The sequence below is a fragment of the Saccharicrinis aurantiacus genome, assembly GCF_947489045.1.
In the GTDB taxonomy this organism is placed as follows: domain Bacteria; phylum Bacteroidota; class Bacteroidia; order Bacteroidales; family Marinilabiliaceae; genus Saccharicrinis; species Saccharicrinis aurantiacus.
The window spans coordinates 62,399-84,927 of sequence record NZ_CANLCN010000006.1 but is presented as its reverse complement, the minus strand read 5'-3'; the positions used below and the strand labels follow the sequence as shown (position 1 = coordinate 84,927).

General features: G+C 33.6%; 17 protein-coding genes. 11 read left to right on the top strand and 6 right to left on the bottom strand.

Annotation, left to right across the window (positions count from 1 at the left end; translation table 11 throughout):
- Nucleotides 1-304 precede the first annotated feature (304 nt).
- The 10 genes from QMO11_RS08785 (at nt 305) to QMO11_RS08740 (ending at nt 16,509) form a co-directional block, all read left to right on the top strand.
- Nucleotides 305-2,530: an amino acid permease gene (locus tag QMO11_RS08785; RefSeq protein ID WP_068474664.1), complete on the top strand. Its 2,226-nt coding sequence runs from the start codon at nt 305-307 to the stop codon at nt 2,528-2,530.
- An 8-nt stretch (nt 2,531-2,538) separates the two neighbouring features.
- Entirely contained in the window at nt 2,539-4,185 is a 1,647-nt protein-coding gene (locus QMO11_RS08780) for a hypothetical protein (protein WP_282036937.1), read from the top strand.
- Nucleotides 4,182-5,615, top strand: coding sequence for a bifunctional class I SAM-dependent methyltransferase/glycosyltransferase family 2 protein (locus QMO11_RS08775; RefSeq protein ID WP_282036936.1), 1,434 nt, complete (start codon nt 4,182-4,184; stop codon nt 5,613-5,615). Before QMO11_RS08780 ends, QMO11_RS08775 begins: the two co-directional genes overlap by 4 nt.
- Nucleotides 5,616-5,671: 56 nt before the next feature.
- Complete coding sequence (coaD, locus tag QMO11_RS08770) at nt 5,672-6,160, top strand: pantetheine-phosphate adenylyltransferase (RefSeq protein WP_068474673.1); 489 nt, start codon at nt 5,672-5,674, stop codon at nt 6,158-6,160.
- Nucleotides 6,161-6,162: 2 nt separating this feature from the next.
- Nucleotides 6,163-7,617, top strand: a complete 1,455-nt coding sequence (locus QMO11_RS08765; RefSeq protein ID WP_282036935.1) for a TlpA family protein disulfide reductase — start codon at nt 6,163-6,165, stop codon at nt 7,615-7,617.
- Nucleotides 7,618-7,775: 158 nt separating this feature from the next.
- Entirely contained in the window at nt 7,776-9,980 is a 2,205-nt protein-coding gene (locus QMO11_RS08760) for a T9SS type B sorting domain-containing protein (protein ID WP_282036934.1), read from the top strand.
- Nucleotides 9,973-10,908, top strand: coding sequence for a PorP/SprF family type IX secretion system membrane protein (locus QMO11_RS08755; RefSeq protein WP_282036933.1), 936 nt, complete (start codon nt 9,973-9,975; stop codon nt 10,906-10,908). Before QMO11_RS08760 ends, QMO11_RS08755 begins: the two co-directional genes overlap by 8 nt.
- Before the next feature lie 2 nt (nt 10,909-10,910).
- Nucleotides 10,911-12,326: a PKD domain-containing protein gene (locus tag QMO11_RS08750; RefSeq protein WP_282036932.1), complete on the top strand. Its 1,416-nt coding sequence runs from the start codon at nt 10,911-10,913 to the stop codon at nt 12,324-12,326.
- Nucleotides 12,327-12,333: 7 nt separating this feature from the next.
- Nucleotides 12,334-13,305 (top strand): hypothetical protein, encoded by a 972-nt coding sequence (locus QMO11_RS08745; protein WP_282036931.1) that lies wholly within the window; start codon nt 12,334-12,336, stop codon nt 13,303-13,305.
- A 6-nt stretch (nt 13,306-13,311) separates the two neighbouring features.
- Nucleotides 13,312-16,509 (top strand): two-component regulator propeller domain-containing protein, encoded by a 3,198-nt coding sequence (locus QMO11_RS08740; protein WP_282036930.1) that lies wholly within the window; start codon nt 13,312-13,314, stop codon nt 16,507-16,509.
- Nucleotides 16,510-16,592: 83 nt separating this feature from the next.
- Here QMO11_RS08740 and QMO11_RS08735 read toward each other — a convergent pair whose 3' ends face one another.
- From QMO11_RS08735 to rsfS, 5 genes are read right to left on the bottom strand one after another with little or no spacing between them, the layout of a single operon-like run.
- Complete coding sequence (locus tag QMO11_RS08735) at nt 16,593-17,249, bottom strand: phosphatidylserine decarboxylase family protein (protein WP_282036929.1); 657 nt, start codon at nt 17,247-17,249, stop codon at nt 16,593-16,595.
- 14 nt (nt 17,250-17,263) lie between these two features.
- Nucleotides 17,264-18,076 carry a phosphatidate cytidylyltransferase gene (locus QMO11_RS08730; protein ID WP_068474701.1) on the bottom strand — a complete coding sequence of 271 codons (813 nt, stop codon included), beginning with the start codon at nt 18,074-18,076 and terminating at the stop codon, nt 17,264-17,266.
- 45 nt (nt 18,077-18,121) lie between these two features.
- Nucleotides 18,122-18,757 carry a LutC/YkgG family protein gene (locus tag QMO11_RS08725; protein ID WP_282036928.1) on the bottom strand — a complete coding sequence of 212 codons (636 nt, stop codon included), beginning with the start codon at nt 18,755-18,757 and terminating at the stop codon, nt 18,122-18,124.
- Nucleotides 18,750-20,792: an ATP-dependent zinc metalloprotease FtsH gene (ftsH, locus tag QMO11_RS08720; RefSeq protein ID WP_068474707.1), complete on the bottom strand. Its 2,043-nt coding sequence runs from the start codon at nt 20,790-20,792 to the stop codon at nt 18,750-18,752. The genes QMO11_RS08725 and ftsH overlap by 8 nt, the downstream gene beginning before the upstream one ends.
- Nucleotides 20,793-20,816: 24 nt before the next feature.
- The gene (rsfS, locus tag QMO11_RS08715) at nt 20,817-21,191 is read right to left on the bottom strand and encodes a ribosome silencing factor (RefSeq protein ID WP_282036927.1); all 375 of its coding nucleotides are present in this window, start codon (nt 21,189-21,191) and stop codon (nt 20,817-20,819) included.
- A gap of 164 nt (nt 21,192-21,355) precedes the next feature.
- Here rsfS and QMO11_RS08710 point away from each other — a divergent pair, with 164 nt between their 5' ends.
- Nucleotides 21,356-22,102, top strand: a complete 747-nt coding sequence (locus QMO11_RS08710) for a biotin--[acetyl-CoA-carboxylase] ligase (RefSeq protein ID WP_282036926.1) — start codon at nt 21,356-21,358, stop codon at nt 22,100-22,102.
- Here QMO11_RS08710 and QMO11_RS08705 read toward each other — a convergent pair.
- Nucleotides 22,099-22,506, bottom strand: a complete 408-nt coding sequence (locus QMO11_RS08705; RefSeq protein ID WP_282036925.1) for an SRPBCC family protein — start codon at nt 22,504-22,506, stop codon at nt 22,099-22,101. The two genes, QMO11_RS08710 and QMO11_RS08705, sit on opposite strands and share 4 nt — an antisense overlap.
- Nucleotides 22,507-22,529: the final 23 nt, after the last annotated feature.

Here is a 22,529-nt window from a genome sequence, read left to right as displayed (position 1 = left end):
GAAAGGATACTTTATTAAGCAACAAAATTTATAATTATATAAATGACGGAACATATAGACATGAAAAAGCCGGAAAGACACCCCTGACTTTCCGGCTTCCTCAAAGATTATGTGCAATCTAAACCTATTGTTTTGAGTATCTTAAATATACAACATATGAAACGGCTTAGCAAGCTTTTAATTAAAAATGTTAATTTTTTTTAATTACTCATATCTACGAATAAGCTATAATTAGTGAACTGCGGTTAAAAAAATAGATGTATATTCTGATAATTTTCTATTTTTGAAAAAATGATTTATACATATGGCTAAATCTCTCACAAATCCGAATGCAACTTTTGGCTCAATGCCAGTATTTATGACTGCTATTTCTACTATCCTAGGAGCTATATTGTTTCTGCGATTTGGCTGGGCTGTTGGAAATGTTGGTTTTTTAGGTGTAATCACCATAATTATAGTTGGTCACCTAGTTACAATACCTACCGCTTTAGCTGTTGCCGAAATTGCAACCAATCAAAAAGTACAAGGTGGTGGAGCTTATTATATTATCTCACGATCATTTGGTTTGAATATTGGAGGAGCAATTGGCATTGCCCTTTACTTATCGCAAGCCATAAGTGTCGCGTTCTATATCATTGCCTTCGGAGAAGCTCTTGATTCTTTAGCACCATACATTCCTTGGGACATTGAAATGGCTGTTTTAAAAAAGATAGCCACTTTAACAGTAATGAGTCTACTCAGCATTATTGTTTTAATTAGAGGAGCGAACATAGGAATGAAAGCACTATATGTTGTAGTTGCAATGCTATTCCTATCCATTATATTTTTCTTTTTAGGAGATGCAACAGAAAATGCAACACCATTCAATATTTATGAGACCACTAAAAACCCAGAAGGCTTCTTCTATGTTTTTACTATTATATTTCCTGCCTTTACAGGAATTGCTGCCGGACTAGGATTATCAGGCGATTTAAAAGATCCTAAAAAGTCAATCCCTAGCGGGACCCTATGGGCTACCTTAATAGGAATGCTAGTTTACATTGCCATAGCATACAAACTAACCGTAACTGCTTCTGCTGATGAACTAGCCTCTGATCAGTTAATAATGCAGCGCATTGCCATATGGGGCCCTATTATACCAATAGGATTAGCAGCAGCAACACTATCTTCTGCAATTGGATCGATACTTGTAGCTCCGCGCACATTACAAGCCATTGGGTTTGATGATATACTGCCCTACCCCGCTTTAAATAATTGGCTAGCCAAAGGTCGACAAAAAGACAATGACCCTGTTAATGGAACAATTATTACAATCGTAATAGCCTTCTTTTTTGTTGGCATAGGCGATGTTAACTTTGTAGCGCAAATCATCTCTATGTTCTTTATGGTTACCTATGGAGCAATTTGCCTGATTAGTTTCTTAGAGTACTTTGCTGCAGATCCTTCATACAGACCCACATTTAAACATAACAAATGGTATTACTCTTTAGGAGGAGCGATACTTTCATTTTGGTTAATGTTCAAAATGAATTTGACTTACGCCATGTTGTCCATATTAATTATGGGTATTATGTACTTTATTATTAGCAAATACAGACCTGAACGCAGAGGACTTGAAAAACTGTTTAAAGGGGTAATATTCCAGTTAAGTCGACAAATACAAATATTTGTGCAGCAGGCAAACAAAGAAGAAACGGAATACAATTGGCGCCCTTTTGCAATTTGCGTAAGTGGCGAATCATTCGAAAGGCAATCAGCATTTGACCTATTAGGCTGGATATCTCATAAATATGGCTTTGGTACTTATATTCATTATATCGAAGGACTATTAAATGAGAAAACCCATCGCGATTCTCAGAATAAACTACAACGTCTTATTACTAGAGCTAAAGGTAGTAACACTAAAATATATATCGATACCATCATTAGCCCATCATACACATCAGCAATTGCTCAGGTAATTCAACTGTCTGGTATCTCTGGAAAGGGAAGCAACTTAATATTATTTGAGTTTCCAAATTCTAATGCACAATCGTTGAAAAACGCATTAGATAATTACTCCTTATTTGATGCCAGTAAATTAGATGTTTGCTTCTTACAAACTTCACTAAAAGGATTTGGGTATAAAAAAGAAATTCATGTTTGGATTGGAAGACAAGATTTCCATAATGCAAATCTAATGGTTTTACTTGCCTACATTATCTTAGGTCATCCTGATTGGAAAAAAGGAGGAATAATTAAAATATATTCATTAGTACCGAATGAAGAATCGAAGGACGAGCAACGCAGATGGGAAGAGAAAATAATTGCTGGACGTTTACCAATATCTCCAAATAACATTCAAATTGTTCCTATTAGCGCTGGCGATAACAAAAAAGAATTAATAGAAAAGCAAAGTCACGATGCTGATTTAACGATAATGGGTTTTGCATCTAAAGAAATTAATAAGGGAGCAGATCACTTTACTCAATATGAAGATATGGGGAATATTCTATTTGTGAATGCTTATCGCAAGAAAGAGATTAAATAAAAGAATCAATGAACAGCAATACTGATTTAGCTACTAAGATAGAAACCTGGCTAGCTAAGAACTCAAATTATGTCTTTTATGCGCTTCTTGCCATATTTGTATTATCTAGTTTACTTCACTTTAGCTTAAGGCTTAGCATTGCAGGAGATGACTCAACGTACATAACTAGGGCACTAAATTTTATTGAGTCGGGTAAATACCCCGATTACCAAGCCCCTCTATACCCAATATTCTTGGCCGCAATAATAGCAATCGTAGGAATTAACATTCCCATTCTAAAACTAAGCTCCCTATTACTTTTGTTAATTTTCATGGTGCTTTTTTATCGTACTTTTAAAAACAAAGTCAGTTTTACCATTTTAACATACAGTTTTACAATACTAAGCTTAAGCAGCTATTTTATATTTTTCAGTAGTCAGACATTCTCAGAACCACTATTTCTCGTATTTACGATACTATTTTTTCACCAATCCTTTAGGTGGATTCCTAATAAAGCCCCATCTCACTGGACTCCGCAAAGAAAAGATATTATAGAAGTATTGCTTATTAGTCTGTTTGCACTAGGTATGTACCTAACACGAACTGTAGGCATAGGGGCCATAATAAGTCTGGTAATATTTTTATTAATTAGCAAAGATTACAAAAGAGCCACTTGGAGCATTATTACATTTGGCTTATTCGTTTTTGTTTTTAATGTAATTAGGGATGCCATATGGGATATTCCAAGTTCTGACAGCGTGCAAGCATTGCAGTTACTAAGTAAAAACCCCTACAATGCCACTGAAGGAAACGAAGATATTGTAGGATTTATAAACCGATTTATTGATAACTCAAATTTATATTTATCAAAACACTTCTTAAGAATCATAGGCTTTAGAACTGAATTAAACAATACAGTTATACCATTGGCAACAATAGGACTTTACGCCTTATATATATGGGGACTATTTACCACATTTAAACAAAACAAATATCTACTATTCACGGCTATTTTTATAACTACCATGCTTGGGATAACCTTCATCTCATTACAAAAACTATGGGATCAATACCGCTTAATTATCCCATTTATCCCATTCATGTTATTATTCATATGCAATGCACTTATTAATCTGTTTAATACAAATAGACTAAAGAAATACCGTAAAATAGTATTATTAATATTTACTGGCTCTATCATCTTAACAGGATGGAGCAGCGTTAAAAAAACGGATTTAGATAATTTATCGCAAAATATTAATGGAAATATATATGCCGGTTTTACCCCAGATTGGGTAAGCTACCTAAAAATGGTAAATTACGTAAACACACAATTGCCCAATGATAGTTATGTTGCTTGCAGAAAACCCAACATTGCACGTATTTATGCCAATGGTAAGAAATTTTACGGCATATATCGCATTCCTTCTGACGATCCGTACGAACTTGCAAAGTTATTAAAAGACAAAGGCATTACACATGTTATTATGGGAAGCCTACGCAAAAACCCATATGCCTATACAGGTAAGAGCATTAATACCATTCAGCGCTTTTTAAGTCCAATGGGCAAACTTTACCCAGAAGCTTTTTCAATTGTAAAGAAGTACGGAGAACAAGAACCTACCTATCTCATAAAAATTAATTACGATATTATTCTCAATAAAGAAGTTCAATGACCACATCTACAAAATCAGTTATAAAGGAGTATTGGAACAATTTTGCACCTAAATGGAATAAGTATAGAAAAAATAGAGCTTACTATTGGAATTCAATATCTAAATATTGCAACTATTTCATTCAAGAAGATTCTTCTGTTCTTGAAGTGGGCTGTGGCACTGGCGATCTCCTTCAAACCATAAATTGTAAGCGAAAAGTGGGGATCGATTTCTCCATTGAGATGATTAAATTAGCTAAAGAACAACACTCTGAAATTGAGTTTCATGAGATGGAGGCTGAAAATATTTCTCTAAATGAAAAATTTGATGTAATTATTTTATCCAATGTAATTGGGTTATTACCCGACATTGAACATGTATTTAAACAATTACACAATGTAACTCATCCTAAAACCAGAATAATAGTAACCTATTATAACCGTTTATGGGAACCTATTATACGCTTTGCTGAGCTTCTGAGATTCAAAAGAAAATCACCTCAACAGAATTGGCTATCTACAAAAGATATTGAAAACCTATTATATCTATCAGACTTTGATGCTTACAAGAGCAATCGGAACATGCTAGTTCCATATAATATCCCAATAATATCAGGATTCTTGAATAGAATAATAAGCAGGCTTCCTCTTTTTAATAAATTAGGCTTAAACACATTTGTTTTCGCTCGTCCAATTCCGAAAATACTTACTCCGGACGAACGTAATAAATTATATTCTACCTCCGTTGTGATTCCTGCGCGCAACGAAAGTGGCAATATTGAAGATGCAATCAAACGAATTCCGGATTTTGGAAAGCATATAGAAATCATTTTTGTTGAAGGAAATTCTACCGATAATACCTGGGAAACTATCCAAAGCATGAAAAATAAATATCAGCACACACATGATATTAAAATTATGCAACAAACTGGTAAAGGTAAAGGTGATGCCGTTCGTAAAGGTTACGATGCAGCAACGGGTGATATCTTAATGATTCTGGACGCTGATTTAACAGTTCCGCCAGAGGATTTGCCAAAGTTTTACGATGCTATTGCTTCTGGTAAAGGAGAGTTTATTAACGGAGTAAGACTTGTATACCCAATGGAGAAAAATGCGATGCGTCCTTTGAATACAATTGGCAACCATTTCTTCAGTAAGCTATTTTCATACATCCTTGAACGACCAATAAAGGATACACTTTGCGGTACAAAAGTGATGTTTAGAAAAGACTATTTGAAATTAGCTGCCAATAGAAAGTTTTTTGGTGAGTTTGATCCCTTTGGCGATTTCGATCTGCTTTTTGGAGCCTATAAATTAAACCTAAAACTGATTGACTTACCTATTAGATACAAAGAGCGCAAATATGGAGATACAAATATTAGTAGATTTAGGCATGGGTTAATATTACTCCGCATGTCGGCATTTGCGGCTATTAAAATTAAGTTTTGGTAATAAACTTTTGCTGTATCTGTTCTTTTTATCAACTTTACGGCTTATAAAAAATACACATGGAACGAATAGCGGTATTTCCAGGGTCATTTGATCCATTCACAACTGGTCATGAGAATATTATATTACGTGCAGTAGACCTTTTTGATAAAATAATTATTGCAATAGGATATAATGCAGAGAAGCAACACTTTTATCCTGTAGAGCAACGTATACATTGGATTGAAGAGCTATTTGCTGATGAGCCTAAAATTAGCGTTGGTACTTTTACTGGCCTAACGGTCGATTTTGCGAAAAAGGTTAATGCCAACTATCTATTAAGAGGGATTAGAACATCTGCCGATTTTGAATACGAAAGAGCTATTGCCCAAGTAAATAAGAATATGACTGGTATTGAGTCTGTATTTTTATTAACAACTCCTGAACATACTCCGGTAAACTCATCAATTGTGCGTGACATAATTAGACATGGAGGTGATGCTGGTAAATTTATTCCTGATAAGATTAAGGAAAAAATGAATATTTATAATCGCGAGAATAAACATTAATAATGCGAGTATATTTAATAGTTGTTATTTTTCTTTACGGCACGTTTGCTAAATCACAAGATACCGAGGTTACTCTTTATGGCACTGCCGTTGAGTACAGTAACTACAACCTTATTGTTGAGCAAACACAAAATTACATAACAAACGAGAAAACAGAATTACAACGCTTTGCGATAAATAAAAAAGGTGATTTTAAAGTTTCCTTTGATATTAAAGAAACTTCGAAGATAAACATAAAGCTTGGAGCATTACAGGGTTTTCTATTTGTTCAGCCAGGTAATTCATATAATATTTTACTACCACCATTAATTCCACTAAAAACTGAAGACCAACTAAATCCTTTTTTTATTCCTGACGAAGTAAATATTGGAATACTAAACACAGATCCTGATAATCTTAATGAAAAAATACAAAGTTTTGATATATACTTTAACCAACAAGTTAACTTGAATATACGCAGCATTATAATTGCAAACAACAAGAAAAAAATTGAAGAAATAATTTCTCAAACTGATTCTTTATTTCCCTCTATATCTGGAACATGGTTTAATAATTATAAAGAGTATGCTTACCTATCTTTAATCGCTTTAAAGAATAAAGATAATCTTCGAAATATTAGCACTGGATATTTCTCTAATAACGATATTTTGTATAGTATACCCACTTATTGGTCTTCATTTAATCAATGCTACAAAAACTTTCTATATAAATACTTCAAATCAGATGAAGGATCTCAATTAAAAACTATATTCTCTGAGAAAGCAAACTTTGCAGCACTCGTAAATACTCTTACACATGACTCTCTCTTTAATAATATTGAGTTGTCAGAACTTATTTTACTGAAAAGTATATATGATGGTTATTACAGCAAAACATTTGATAATAATTATCTTACTTCACTAGCAGAAGAGGCCACTTCCATATCATCAAATCAATATAATAGGCAGGTTGCTGAGGATATCTATAAAAAAATCACAAAACTTACCGTGAATAGTGTAGCTCCAGAAATTGAATTACCTGATTTAAAAAACAAAACACGAAAACTAAAAAACTATAAAGGGAAGTTTGTGTACCTTAATTTTGCCTCAACGGACAACTATGCCTGTAAAAAGGACTTTCAAGTACTTGAAGCAATGTCAAAAGCCTACAAAAGAGATCTACATATTATTACTATTCTTACAGACTCTGATATTGAGAATGCAAAAGCATATGTTAAAAAAAATAAGTTAGAATGGACCTTCCTTCATTTTAACCAAAATGGAAAAGTTTTATACGATTATAATGTTAGAGCTTATCCTACCTATTATTTATTAGATCCAGAAGGTAATATCGTAATAGCTCCAGCACCAGCGCCGGAAGAAGATTTTAAAGCGATTTTTTCAAAAACATTCAATAATTACAGACACCAGCAACTTCGTAAAAACAAGCAAAAGGAACGAACCATATATGACCTATGATGGCTCTTTTGTAACAAATTTACACCAAAACCCGTATACTTTACACGAATATAATAACCTCCCCTTACTCACTTGCCATAAATTAAAGTATTTTTATGACATAATGATATATGTTTTTACAAAACATAATATCTTATTAGCCTAAATAGTATTGAGATATGAAAAATAACAAGAACCTATTCTCTCTAGCCCTCTTATTGGTTAATTGCATAGCCTTGTTTTCTCAGCCTACTGCAAAAATTATTAGTGATGATGTTCGATTATGTGAATCAGGAACAGCAGAAATAGTAATAGCACTAACGGGTACACAACCATTTGAAGTAGACCTAAGATTTTTAACAAATAGCGGATATGTGATACAACACGCACGTATCGAAGAACAGGTTACTGAATTCACAATCCCGATAACACTTCCTTATGCAGACGAAAAGGCTCCCCTAGAATATACAGTTGAGTTAATAAAGATTACCGATCGTTATGGTTCTTTAGATATTACTGATGAAGAGGTAAACGTATTTGTTGATGATAAATCCCAGATTACAATAGGCTCTAATGATAATATATGTGGTAGGTCATTTACAACAAACTCACAATCACTCTCGCCTAATGCAACATACTTATGGACATGTGCAACCGGTACATTTGATGATCCTACTAAATTAAACCCAACTTTTACAGGAACAAATACAACTTTAGAAGAGTCATATACTCTTGTGTTAGAATCCGAAAATGGGGCCTGCAGAAATGGAAATGCTATTACCCAATCAATGTTACTCACATTAAAAGGTAGCCCCGAAGGAACTATCACCACAGAAGAAGATATTATTTGTGCACCTGCAGATAGAACAGTTAACTTAAACTTTGATGGGAATGGAAGCTACTCCTACCAGCTTATCAATACTGCTGGGGATACTTTTGATGGAACATCCAATTCAAATTCTGAATTAGAAACCCTTACCATAGCTAATAACGATAAAATCCAACTTTATTCACTAACAGATAACTCAAGCGGTTGCCAAGCGGCAACATCTGATTTAACCGGAGAAAAGTCATTTATTAATGAAACTCCAAACACCTTGGTAGGTGAATATAGCACTGTTTGCGGTGAGGGACAATCCATAGCTTTAAATGGATCTAATAACACAAACACTTCTGGAACATGGACTAGCCCAACATTAGGTGTAGTTTTTACAGATGCCTCCGACCCTAATTCATTAATAAGCTCAGGCTCCTATCAAGAAGCCGATATAACATGGACAGAAACAACACAAAACCTAGGTTGTGTAAATTCTGCAAGTACAACAATCTTATTCTCTGAATCACCTACATTAACTATTGATAAAAACCAAGACCAAATATGTGAGAATTCATCAACTGTACTGCCCCTAAATGTTACAGGAAATAGTCCTTGGGTAGTTACCTTTACCGATGGCTTCGGAAAATCATATACCGAAGATGTTACTTCTAACATTCATAATGTAATTATAAATGGTGAAGATCTTGCTCCTGGTATATTTAATTATTCATTTACTGATATAACAGGTTCGAATGGATGCATAAAAGAAATTACGGATCTTACTTTTAACCTCTCAATTGATGAATTACCCTATCCTATTGCTGGAGAAGATCAAACAGTTTGTGGTAGAGAAGTAACATTAGAAGCCAATACACCATTAGTTGGGATCGGTTTATGGAAAGGGAAAGGTACTTTTATTGATCCAGGAGATCCAAACACAGAGTTCACCGCATTAAATTTCGGTCAACAAGATTTACAGTGGATTATAGTAAATGGGGTTTGTATTGCTGAAGATATCGTTAATATTAATTTTCTTGAAGCACCATACCCTGTTAATGCAGGCTCAGACACAACAATTTATGTGAGCACAGCTATGACTCTGAACGCACTTCCCCTTGAAACAGGCAAAGGTCGATGGGCAGTTATTTCAGGTAACTCTAAGATTGATGACCCATATAATCCTAAATCTCCAATCTCAAACCTCGAAAAAGGACAACACATTCTTACATGGACCGGTTACATTCAAAACTCTGAAGCATGTGAAAGTATTGAAGATGAAATAACCATTATATCCAAGGATATCGTTGCTCCATCAGGAATATCTCCTAATGGCGATGGATTTAATGATGTGCTAAAAATATTAGGAGCAGAAAACATTACCAACAATAGATTATCTGTTTTTAACCAACATGGGAAATTAATTTATAGCGCCACTAATTACGAAAATGATTGGAATGGCATTGACAATGGAGGATCAAAACTAAGCCCCGGAACTTACTATTATACTTTTGAGGGCGATCAACTTAAAACCCCAATAAAAAACTACTTGATAATTAAATATGATTAAGATTATTAAATCTAATTTTAAGAATTATACAATTGGGTGCATGCTACTTTTAGTTTGTTCAAGTAACTGTTTTGCTCAACGAGAAATAATTATGAGCCAATACATGTATAACAAATACAGTATTAACCCTGCTTTCGCTGGATCTCATGAGTCTCTTTCCCTCTTTGCTTCATACAGAAAACAATGGTTGGGATTTGACCATAGTGCTAGTGGAGGAATAGCAACAATTCATTCTCCCCTAAAGAATGAAACAATGGCCTTAGGAGCTCAAGTATACTCTGAGAAAGTTGGCGTTACAAATAACACTGGCTTTAACATTTCATATGCATATAGAACAAACATTAGTAATACCACAAAGTTAAGCTTTGCTCTGTCTGCAGGTTTCTACAATCAAAACAATAATTGGTCTGATGTTACAATTATCGATCCTGAAGACCCTTTATTTGGATACGCAGAGCAATTAAGTGCTCCATGGCTTGGCTTTGGTACAGCAGTGTATAACAATAACTATTTTATAGGCTTATCTATCCCTAGCTTAGTATATTCTGATAATTATGAAACAGGCGAAAATAAATTAGATTTCGGTAAAATTGATTATTTATTTACTGGAGGGTATTTTTTCCACATAAACTCAAATTTTACGTTAAACCCTGCAACCTTAGTAAGAGTAAATCCAAACACAACCAGCTTTATTGACTTTAGCACTACCGCAATCATAAATAATGCTCTAATTTGTGGCGTTTCATACAGAACCACTAATGAGATTGTAGGAATATTAGGATATCAAATATCACCTCAAACACGAATCACCTATAGCCTCGATTACACACTCGAGAAGCTATCTAACTATAATAATGGAACACATGAAATAGCCCTACAATTTGACTTCGGTTATAAAATAAATACTCCAAACCCTAAATTCTTTTAACTATGAGCCGAATTTTTAAAAATATTATCATTCTTCTCATACTAGCACTATTTATTAATATAGCGTTAACTGCTCAAAATGCTATTATTAATAAACTCCCATTTAATAGTTCTGCGAAGAATGATTTTGCTCCATTCGTTGTTGATTCAACTATCTACTTTTCTTCTGACAGAAAAAATGAACTCATAAAATCATATCTCGACCAAAATAATAATTGGCTTCACAGAATATATCAAGTTCAAATTGTAAGTGAAAATAACTTCAGTAAACCGATATTATTCTCTGCAACAAAAGACTATAAACTTAACACAGGTTCCATTTGGCTAAGCCCTGATGAGAAACGAGCATTTGTAACTCAAAATCAAGCTCCTAAAACAAATAAAAAGAAACAACAGAAAAATCTTTTAGGTATATTCACTATAGATAAAATTTCTGGATCTAATTGGCAAACACAAACTCCATTTCCATACAATTCACTTAATGAACATTCTACTGCTCACCCTACATTCAGCAGTGATGGTAAAACTATGTTCTTCGTTTCTAATCAAAACGATAGTTATGGAGAGAGCGACATATACAAATCTGATTTTGAAAACGGACAATGGTCAGAACCTATAAATTTAGGTTCAAACATTAATACATCAGGAAAAGAGATTTTCCCTTACTATCACCCATCCGGCAAACTCTACTTCTCTTCAAACGGAAGAAGTGAATCTAATGATTTTGATATATTCGTTAGTACATTCGAGAATAATGAATGGGGCAGAGCAAAAGCTCTTGAAGAACCAATAAATTCAAAATACAACGATTTCTCATGCTTTATTTTTGAGTCTGAACTTGAAGGATATTTTGCATCTAACAGAGAGGGAGTGGATAATATATATCACTTTAAAATCCCCTTTCCATCTTTTCCTAACGCACAAGAAGAGGTTGAAGACATATTCTGCTTCACACTTTTCGAAAATGGCCCCTATCAGTCTGATACTCTACCTTACAAATATAAATGGCTTTTTAATGATGGCATTACCAAAATGGGTACAGAGGTAGACCATTGTTTTCCTGGAGAAGGCGAATATTCTGTTAATTTAAGTGTTTATGACACCTTACAAAATGTAGACCTTTTTACAGTTGCCACCTATGATTTGCCTCTTGAGAACACACAACAAATAAAAATAGAATGCTCTGATACTGTAAAAATTAATGAACCAATGAATATTTCAGCTAAAAACTCAGAACTGAAAGGTTTTATTCCCGAGGATTATTACTGGATATTAGATCACAGTAAAAAGACAAAAGGTATTACAATAAATCATATCTTTAGAAAGTCAGGAACGTATACCATTATATGTGGTGCGCCATCAATACATAACCCACAACACAAGCTTGCAACTAAAAAAACAATAATTGTAATAGAATAATAAACACATGTATAAACTTATCACCACAATACTTTTCTTAACCTTTTCATATATACTATTAGCCCAGCCAGTTCCAGCAATTGACGAGAATATACCCTACTTAGTTACCTTTGGAAAAGATGGAGAAACAGCATGGGGTGATAATGATTTCACACAAGTAATTTTCTATTCGGTCCCCAAAAGTCATACCGAACCAATATACATTAGGGTTTATGATCCAGATATTGGAGGGAAAATTGATGAGCAAAAAGGCAAATGGAATACAAAAATGAAATATAGCATCTATGGTGGTAAAGGAACATGTTCTGATGACGATGCTCGTAAAATTAACAAAAGTGGAAACTATAAAAGTGGTACTTTATTATACACAAAGACATTTGGTATAAGTGATAAGTATGATGAAGATTGGTATACTTTTGGTCCAATTAACCCCACCGAAGGAGAATACCTACCTGATTATGGAGGTTATGTTTTTAAAGTTATTGTAGAAGGAATATCTGGCGATGATGGCAACTTGTATAGTTTATATCAAAGCTCTAAACCTAAAGAAAATGTTCCCGTAGAAGGAGCTTTTGCCTTTTACTTTAAGTACAAAATTAGACTTCATGATAATGTCAATGAAGTAAGCCATATCTATCCATACATTGATGACAAAGTTTTAGCTATTAAACAATCTAATTTTGATTGGGATAACGATGGTATCATTCGAATTATATCTGTCGCAAAAAATGGTGAAATGTTGGCCGTTTCTGCAGATGATAACTGGGCAGAATCAAGGCATACGATACACCCTTCTGAAAAAAATACCTCATACGATATTCAAATAATTAAAAACAAAACAGCTAATATTAAAAACAACAATGTTGTTATATACCTTGAAAACCAATTTGGGGAGTTAATGCCATTCTACAGTGTACCAATTGGTGGAATACCAAAGTATAAGTACAGCATCGGCATTAAACCTAAAATCTCTAAATAATAGTTCATGCAATACATAAAAAGAATATCTACCCTATGCTGCACTATATTATTTTGGCTTTGTGCTACCGTAAGCAGCAATGCACAATCCCTCGATTTTAAGAATTTTGATTCTGACATGGGATTGCCGCAAAATTTTGTGTATTGTTTAACTCAAGATCATAAAGGGTACCTTTGGATAGGAACTGGCGAAGGACTTGTAAGGTATGATGGTTTAGATTTTACAACCTATACTGTTAATGATTCACTAAGCTCTGATTTTGTTCATTCTCTATATGTTGATAACAAGAACACTCTCTGGGTAGGTCATAAGAATGGGAAGATATCTTATTATGAGAATAACAAATTCCATAAAATAAAATCGGACTTAGAGACTTCAAGCCCGATACGCGATATTTGTGAAGATGAATTAGGTAACATATGGGCTACTGTTCAAAATAATGGACTTATTAAGATCACCCCAAATAAAGAAATCACATCATATTTTAATTCCGAACTATTCGGAGATAAATTATATTACTCCTTAGAATCCATAAATGCCTTTAGTATTTTAATAGGTACATCCGATGGTTTAGAATTATTACACCTCGACTCTAATGGATTTCCAAAGAACATTGAAACCATAGAAGATATAGCTTATACAAACATCAACTCAATTGTTAAACGCAGAGCAATTGAAGGAGAATATTGGATTGGCACTGAAGACAGTGGATTCTTTTTATTCAAATACGATAAAAAAACAGCATCGCACGTAGCAAATAACAATTTATGCATTGCTTTTAATATTGAAGAAGAAAACATTATAGATATTTTTGAAGATGATAATGGAGATCTGTTGTTGGCAACATGGGGTAACGGAGTAATTAAACTTTTTTACGACTCAGCGAAACAGTCATTTCGAGAATCATATCAGTTTTCGAAAGCCAATGGTTTAAACCATGACTTTATCAAGCAAATACTCACCGATAGAGAAGGTAACTATTGGATTGCAACGTACGGTAGTGGGATCTCAGTATTATTAAACGATAAGTTCATTCGTTACGATCTTGAGAATATAGGGTTCAAGCAACATAAAGCGGTAGCAGTATTATCCGTCAATAATAACATATGGATAGGCTTGGATAATGGTATATTAAAAGCTGATGAATTTTGCTTTACAAACCACGAATATTACGATAGTGCTCTTGGAATTCCTAATGACAGAATCACTGGTTTCAAATACGATAAAGACAGTACCCTATGGGTTTCATCTTTAAACAAAGGCTTGTATTACAGAAAAACAGGTCAATTAAATTTTAATCGTTATAACTACTCAAACAATATTATAGATAATAAAATTAACGATATTGAAATTATTGACAGTAAACTTGTTTTAGCAACGGTTGGAGGGCTTTTTATAATTAATTTAACAACTAAAGCTATTGATAAACTTACAACACAAAGGGGATTGCCACATAACTGCATTAATTTCATTTATGTAGATAGGAACAATAAAATGTGGATCGGTCCTAAATCAAGCGGGATTTGTAAAATAGATAATAACAATATTGAAATTCATAAATTAGCACAAACCCCTATCAACGTCTCAGGAATGACTGAAGATCGAGAAGGTAATTATTGGTTATCAACAATTGGAAAAGGAGTATTGAAATACAATAACGATAATCTTGAATCAATTTCAATATCTGATGGATTAACCAAAAACTATTGTTATGATATAATATGTGATAAGAATGATCAATTATGGATTTGCCATTGGCCAGGTATCAGTTCTATTAATTTAAATACTAACCAAATCAGACAATTTGGCTTCGCCGATAATTTAGGAAGCGATTTCTATAAGCTTTGGGAAGACAATGATAGAAATATTTGGTTTGCCTCGAGCAAAGGAATTATTAAATATTTTCCAGATAGAGACAAGAAAAACCTTGTTCCGCCAATGCTAAACTTCACCAATGTATTAATTTCTGGCAAATCATATATAAATCAGAAAGTCATCAAACTTCCTTACCCATATGGTAACGAAAACTACAAACTCAAATTTGAGTTTACGGGTATTAGCTTTAAGTCTCCTTCTGATGTGACTTACAAAATAAAAATGGAAGAGAAAAGTGACCCCGATTCAAATGATTGGATAGACCTTGGATTAACAAACTTCCGAGAATATGAATACCTTCCGGATGGTGAGTATACCTTTAAAGTAATGGCTAAAAATGCAGACAATGTTGAAACCAGTAAACCAATTAGCATTAAAATAATTATAGCTACACCTTTTTGGAAAAAATTATGGTTCTACGTCCTTGTAGTTATTGCAATAATAGCTAGCATTAGATTCATTATAATGTTTAGAGAACGTAAAATTAAAGCCCAAAATGAATATCTTGCCCGAGAGGTAGCTTCAAAAACAGTTATCCTTCGTCAACAAAATGAAGAAATTAAACAAAAGAACCAAGACATTACTGATAGTATAACGTATGCCAAAAAAATTCAAAGATCTATACTCCCTCCTCTAGGTGAATTTGAAAATATTTTCCCAGAATCGTTTATATTCTTCAAGCCGCGTGATATTGTTAGTGGCGATTTTTATTGGTTTAAGAAAACAAAAGACCTATTTATATTATGCTGTGCTGATTGTACTGGACATGGGGTTCCTGGCGCATTTATGTCTATGATTGGATCTACACTACTTAATGACATATTTAAGCTACCTAACGTTAATTCACCTGCCGAGATGTTAGAAAGGTTAGATAATGATATTAGAGTTCTGTTACAGAAGGGTGGTGATGAGCATTCTAAAGATGGAATGGATATTTCTGTTGTAGAAATAAATTTAAATACTAATAAGGTAAGATTAGCATCTGCCAAGCGCCCTGTATTTTTATATATAAACGACGAACTTACTATTTATAATGGAACAAGAAGAAGCATTGGTGATGATGAACTAACTACAGGTTCAAGGTTCGTTAATTACGAATATAATTGTGATAAAGGTGATATTATATACTTATTCTCTGATGGCTACACTGATCAATTCGGAGGGCCGAATGAGAAGAAGTTTATGAAAAGTGGAGTCAAAAAGCTACTGCACGAAATACATAATAAACCAATGCAAAACCAAGGTTCAATTGTTAAAGATAACTTCCTTAATTGGATGGGTGATTGCGATCAAATAGATGATGTTCTATTTATGGGCATTCGGTTATAAAAGATTTCAATTGAATAAAATAAGAATGGGTAATATGTATAGTTCATATTACCCATTCTCATTTTATAATTATCCTATTCCCTTTACAGTTGAGCGATTATTGTTTGAGTACCTGTTACTTTCTCATCTAAATCAACCTTAATATCAGCATCTAAGGGTAGATATAGATCAAGTCTTGATCCGAACTTAATAAAACCCATTTGTGCTCCTTGAGCAACTGTAGTATTGTTCTCAGCATAACAAACAATCCTACGCGCCATTGCACCAGCAACTTGCCTTACAACAATTTGTTTGCCTGACTTATCTTCAATTAAAACGGTTGTTCTTTCATTCTCAGTAGATGATTTCGGCAAATAAGCTCCCATAAACCTACCTGAATGGTGCTTCACAAATTTCACAACTCCACTCATTGGAAACCAATTAACATGTACATTCAATGGAGTCATAAATATTGAAACTTGTTTACATTTTGTCTTCAAACATTCTGGTTCCTCAACCTCCTCAATTACAACTACAGTACCATCTGCTGGGGCTATTACCGTTCCATCCTGTATTTTACATACACGTAATGGGCTACGGAAAAAGTTAACAACTACAAGCCATAATATAAAACTCAATCCTAAACTTATTAAGGATATTATTAAACTTTGTGATGATAAGAAATACACCCCCAAATTTATTATAGCCAAAGCTATGAACGAAACTAGAATAGTGGAATATCCTTCTTTATGAATTGTCATGTTTATAGTGGGAATTAATTAACAAAATAAATTAAAAAAAAGAGAGTTATTGGAATTGCGAACAAAACCGCATCAAAACGATCTAGTACACCGCCATGGCCAGGTAATAAGTTTCCGGAATCTTTAGCATTTAGGCTCCTTTTCAATAAGGACTCAGACAGATCTCCATAGATTGCTACTACAGATATTAAAGCTGATAAGACTAACCAATGAATCAAAGACATAGCTGGCCAAAGTATATAAATTTCACCGGCCGCAAACAAAGTAAGCATAAATCCTCCTATGGCGCCCTCCCAAGACTTTTTGGGGGAAATTCTTTCAAATAATCGGTGTTTACCCAAAGATACACCAAACAGGTATGCACCTGTATCATTTAGCCAAACCAAAATAAAAATTATCAAGGGTACTCTAAAATTATAAGTCCCGCTTAAATACGCAATTTTACTTAAAAGAGAAAACGGCACTGCTATTAGCAAGGCAATTAGTAAAGTACCTCCTATATTACCAATAGGGTTATTCTTTTTACGATACAGTTCAGTAATAAATATTCCCATTGAGATTGGGATCAATAAAAAGAAAAGCTTTGGGTCTGAAATGCCAGAGTTAACCAAAAATGAGGCTACATAAACAAAAACCGACAACAATACAGTTAAAAAAAACGAAGGTTCAATACCTCCACCCTTTAATAGTTTATGCAATTCCGTTGTCCCAAGTATAACTACTGCAAAAAAGACTACAAAAAAAGAAACAGGACTATAAAATATTCCTCCTGCTATAATAAGAACAAATAATATACCTGTTATGGTACGTTGCCAAAAGTTATTCATTAATTTCAGATCTTTCCGTGCAAAATTAAGCAATTAAGTAAACTATTATCTACTTTCATCGATAAAAACAAACAATTCTTTAGGTCCATGTGCTCCCATAACCAATGTTTTTTCAATATCTGCAGTTCTGCTTGCGCCCGTTATAAACGAAACTAAAGAAGGAAAGTTACGTCCAAATCGATTTTCTAACAGATTTAATGCATCCGTAGGAAAAGCAACCAATTGCGATTTTGCTGCAATTACAATATGAATTGGTGGAAAGACGTTGAGTCTTCTTCCTGACTCATGTGTTGAACTTATTACTATTGAACCAGTTCTAGATACTAAATATTCACATCTCGTAATTGCTGCTTCCATATTATTAAAGTCAGCATCAACATCAGTAAGTGAAATTTTCTGTTCTTGAGCTAACTTTTTAATTTCAGAATCTAAACAGAAAACCGTTTCTAGCCCTTTTTTAGAGATTAATTGTTCAATTTCACTTATTATTATTGAACTATCATTACACAATGATACATGCCCTCCAATAGATTCCAACTCATTTTTAAAAGTTAACAACAAATCCTCAGGCATTGGAAACTCATGCTTATCAAAATCGGAAAGAGGGAAAGTATAATCCCTTCCCTCTTCCATTGATTCCTTTATGCGTGATAATATTTTCTCTCTAGACGAGTTACTCATTTATTTCACTTTTTATTTCATCCGTTGATTCATCCTGTTTAGGCAACTCCTTCGAATCTGATTTCACTACTGCCTCTTCATCTAAATCAATAATATGTCTTTTTCCCTTAGATTTTCCAAAGATAGACTCTAAATCTTCACCAAAAATTACTTCTCTCTGCAATAGAAGCTCTGCTAATTCATTTAGTTTTTCTCTATTATCAACTAAAATCTGCTTTGCTCTTTCGTATTGGGTTTCTATAATTTTACGAGCTTCTTCATCAATAGACTGAGCTGTAGTTTCACTATATGGTTTTGTAAAACCGTATTCGTTTTGACCACTTGAATCGAAGAAACTTAAATTTCCAATTTGATCACTCATACCATAATAACTAACCATGGCATAAGCTTGCTTGGTTACTTTTTCAAGATCATTCAATGCTCCTGTACTTATTTTACCAAAAACAACCTCTTCTGCAGCTCTACCACCTAAAGTAGAACACATCTCATCCAATATTTGCTCTGTGGTTGTTAATTGGCGCTCTTCTGGTAAATACCATGCCGCTCCTAAAGCTTTTCCTCTAGGAACAATTGTTACTTTAACTAATGGATGTGCATGCTCAAGTAACCAACTTATTGATGCATGACCAGATTCGTGGTAAGCAATGGCTTTTTTCTCTTCTATTGAGATAATCTTATTTTTCTTTTCTAAACCACCAACAATTCTGTCAACAGCATTCATAAAGTCTTCTTTCTCAACAATTTTCTTATCTCCACGAGCAGCAATCAATGCAGCTTCGTTACAAACGTTGGCAATATCAGCTCCTGAGAAACCAGGGGTTTGTTTTGCTAAGAAATCTCCTTTAACATCATCACTTAACTTTAGTGGGCGTAAATGAACTTCAAATATTTGTTTACGCTCTGTAATATCTGGCAACTCAACATGAATTTGTCTATCGAAACGACCAGCACGCATCAAAGCTCTATCAAGAATATCTGCTCTATTGGTAGCTGCAAGAATTATTACTCCTGAATTGGTTCCGAAACCATCCATTTCTGTTAATAATTGATTTAAGGTATTTTCCCTCTCATCATTAGCACCCATATTAGCACTTTTACCACGCGCTCTACCAATTGCATCAATCTCATCGATAAACACAATACATGGCGATTTTTCTTTTGCTTTCTTAAATAAATCTCTTACTCGAGAAGCTCCAACACCAACAAACATCTCAACAAAATCTGAACCTGACATACTGAAAAAAGGTACGTTAGCCTCACCAGCAACGGCCTTAGCAAGCAATGTTTTTCCAGTTCCCGGAGGTCCAACTAGCAAAGCTCCTTTCGGGATCTTACCTCCAAGTTCTGTATATTTTTCAGGTCGGCGCAGAAATTCAACAATTTCTTCCAACTCAGTCTTTGCTTCAACTAAACCAGCAACATCTTTAAAATTCACGTTGATATTTGATTCTTTATCAAACATCTTTGCTTTAGATTTACCAACATTAAAAATATTGCCACCGCCAGCACCACCGCCTTGAGAACCCATTCTGCGGAATATGAAAATCCATACAACTAGTAACAAAATTAAGGGCCACAAAAAGCCAACCATTTCATTTAAGTAGTTTGATCGCTCTTCATAAGACTCATCAATGGATATTCCTTTTTCAGTTTTAACCTGTTGAATAGCTTCTGTTAAATTATCTACACTTGGAATACTAACCCTTAACTGAGGCCCATTTGAAACTGTTTCATCAAAATTCTCACCTAGTATTTCGCTATAATTACTTAAAGCATCCTTTTTAAGCGTTACTTCTGCAACACCTTGGTTCTTTATTACTGTAACTTTTTCAATATCACCTGATGGCAAAATTTTAGTCTTAAAAACCCCATAATCTACATTCTTTACACTTTCATTTTGATTCATGAAAAAGATAGAGATAAATAAGAGTAATATCGCCCCGTATATCCAATAACCATTGAATTTGGGCAGTTTATTGTTATTACCGCCTCCTGTGTTTAACGGTTCATTAGGTTGCTTTTGTTCCTTAGCCATCCGATAAAATAATTTTAATCTTTTTTAGAATAAGTTTTCTATATCTGTTCTTTCAGCATCAGCCCATAACCCTTCTAAGTTATAAAACCCACGCACATCACGCTGGAATACATGAACAATTACATCTACAAAATCTACCAAAACCCACTCAGCGTTTTGCTTTCCTTCGATACTTAATGCTTTTTCGCCTAATTCCTTATTTACAAACTCTTGAATCGAATCTGCTACTGCACTAACATGTGTAGTACTATCTCCGTCACAGATAACATAATACTGACAGATACTTCCATCAATTTTACGCATATCTAAAATAGCAATATTTGTGCCTTTTTTCTCTTGAATGCCTTCTACAACGGTATCTACTAAATGCTTCGAAGTCAAATCCTCTTTATTTATCATCAATTATAAATGTTTTAATTTTCTTTCAACACAGGGCCTACGCAGCTTTACTGCTTCGGAAGTGTAAAGATACTACTTTTTTTATTTTCAATTTTACGTGTACTTTTGTCTAGAAATATGACAATTATTAATTTATGTCAACCTGACATTAAATAATGCAATATATGACAGACACTCCTAAATTTAAGATACAATGGCACGAAAAGCTAAATTCAACAAATATATTTTTAAAACACGAGTTATTAGAAAATAGTTTTGATGAATTTTATGTAGTTTGTACAAAAAGTCAAGTTAAAGGAAAAGGTCAAGGTAATAACAAATGGGAAAGTGAAGATTCTAAAAACCTAACATTTAGCTTACTCCTTAGACCAGGCTTTATTGAAATTCAAGATCAATTTATTATCTCGAAAGCTATATCAATAGCAATAATAAATGTTTTAAACAGATATAAAAAGGGATTCTGTATTAAATGGCCCAATGATATTTATTACCAAGATAGCAAAATAGCAGGAATACTGATAGAGAATAGCCTTATTCAAAACAGAATTGGAACTTCAATAATTGGGATTGGAATTAATATAAATCAGACTAATTTTTTTAGCGATGCCCCAAATCCAATTTCGTTAAAGCAAATTATTAATTCAGAAACTGATATTACAAAATTCTTAGCTGAAATATTGACATCGATATCAGAACAATATCAGCGCTTACGCAATAATGATCATACTGATATTGACACTGAATATTTTAACTCATTATTCCGTAATACGGGTACTTACAAATTTAAGGACGAGGATGGCTTATTTAAAGCATCTATATTAGGAATTAGTCCCTATGGACATTTGATATTACAATCATCTAATAACGAAGAAAAGTCATATGCCTTTAAAGAAGTTGAGTTTATTCTTTAATAACCACCATAGTTAGCTATTGCATCACCTAGCATATTTAAAAACTTTTTCACATGCTTTCCTACCATCATTTTCATCATGGGATTCAAATCTGCTTTAATAGTAAGTTTAATACGCGTATCATTTTCAGCCACTTGCTTTAACTGAATCCACAGAAAAAAATTAAATGGCACCTTACCATCGGTGCTATATTTTACTGTAGTAGATGCCTGTTTTTCAACTATTCTTAATCCAGCATCACCAATCCCATCAACAGAAAACTTACAGGTATCTTCTGTACTCTGCCAGTTTTTGATTTTATCTTGGGGTATAAGGCTTTCAAAATTATTAAAATCAGATATGAACTTAAAAATTTTTTCATCACTCTGAGACACCTTCTTTATCTCACTCTCAAATTTAGTCATCAATGAAGTATAAGAGTAACTCA

Bases quoted from the DNA above. Each gene is read 5' to 3' on its own strand.
- QMO11_RS08785 (WP_068474664.1), top strand. From the start codon at position 305: ATGGCTAAATCTCTCACAAATCCGAATGCAACTTTTGGCTCAATGCCA.
- QMO11_RS08780 (WP_282036937.1), top strand. From the start codon at position 2,539: ATGAACAGCAATACTGATTTAGCTACTAAGATAGAAACCTGGCTAGCT.
- QMO11_RS08775 (WP_282036936.1), top strand. From the start codon at position 4,182: ATGACCACATCTACAAAATCAGTTATAAAGGAGTATTGGAACAATTTT.
- coaD (WP_068474673.1), top strand. From the start codon at position 5,672: ATGGAACGAATAGCGGTATTTCCAGGGTCATTTGATCCATTCACAACT.
- QMO11_RS08765 (WP_282036935.1), top strand. From the start codon at position 6,163: ATGCGAGTATATTTAATAGTTGTTATTTTTCTTTACGGCACGTTTGCT.
- QMO11_RS08760 (WP_282036934.1), top strand. From the start codon at position 7,776: ATGAAAAATAACAAGAACCTATTCTCTCTAGCCCTCTTATTGGTTAAT.
- QMO11_RS08755 (WP_282036933.1), top strand. From the start codon at position 9,973: ATGATTAAGATTATTAAATCTAATTTTAAGAATTATACAATTGGGTGC.
- QMO11_RS08750 (WP_282036932.1), top strand. From the start codon at position 10,911: ATGAGCCGAATTTTTAAAAATATTATCATTCTTCTCATACTAGCACTA.
- QMO11_RS08745 (WP_282036931.1), top strand. From the start codon at position 12,334: ATGTATAAACTTATCACCACAATACTTTTCTTAACCTTTTCATATATA.
- QMO11_RS08740 (WP_282036930.1), top strand. From the start codon at position 13,312: ATGCAATACATAAAAAGAATATCTACCCTATGCTGCACTATATTATTT.
- QMO11_RS08735 (WP_282036929.1), bottom strand. From the start codon at position 17,249: ATGACAATTCATAAAGAAGGATATTCCACTATTCTAGTTTCGTTCATA.
- QMO11_RS08730 (WP_068474701.1), bottom strand. From the start codon at position 18,076: ATGAATAACTTTTGGCAACGTACCATAACAGGTATATTATTTGTTCTT.
- QMO11_RS08725 (WP_282036928.1), bottom strand. From the start codon at position 18,757: ATGAGTAACTCGTCTAGAGAGAAAATATTATCACGCATAAAGGAATCA.
- ftsH (WP_068474707.1), bottom strand. From the start codon at position 20,792: ATGGCTAAGGAACAAAAGCAACCTAATGAACCGTTAAACACAGGAGGC.
- rsfS (WP_282036927.1), bottom strand. From the start codon at position 21,191: ATGATAAATAAAGAGGATTTGACTTCGAAGCATTTAGTAGATACCGTT.
- QMO11_RS08710 (WP_282036926.1), top strand. From the start codon at position 21,356: ATGACAGACACTCCTAAATTTAAGATACAATGGCACGAAAAGCTAAAT.
- QMO11_RS08705 (WP_282036925.1), bottom strand. From the start codon at position 22,506: ATGACTAAATTTGAGAGTGAGATAAAGAAGGTGTCTCAGAGTGATGAA.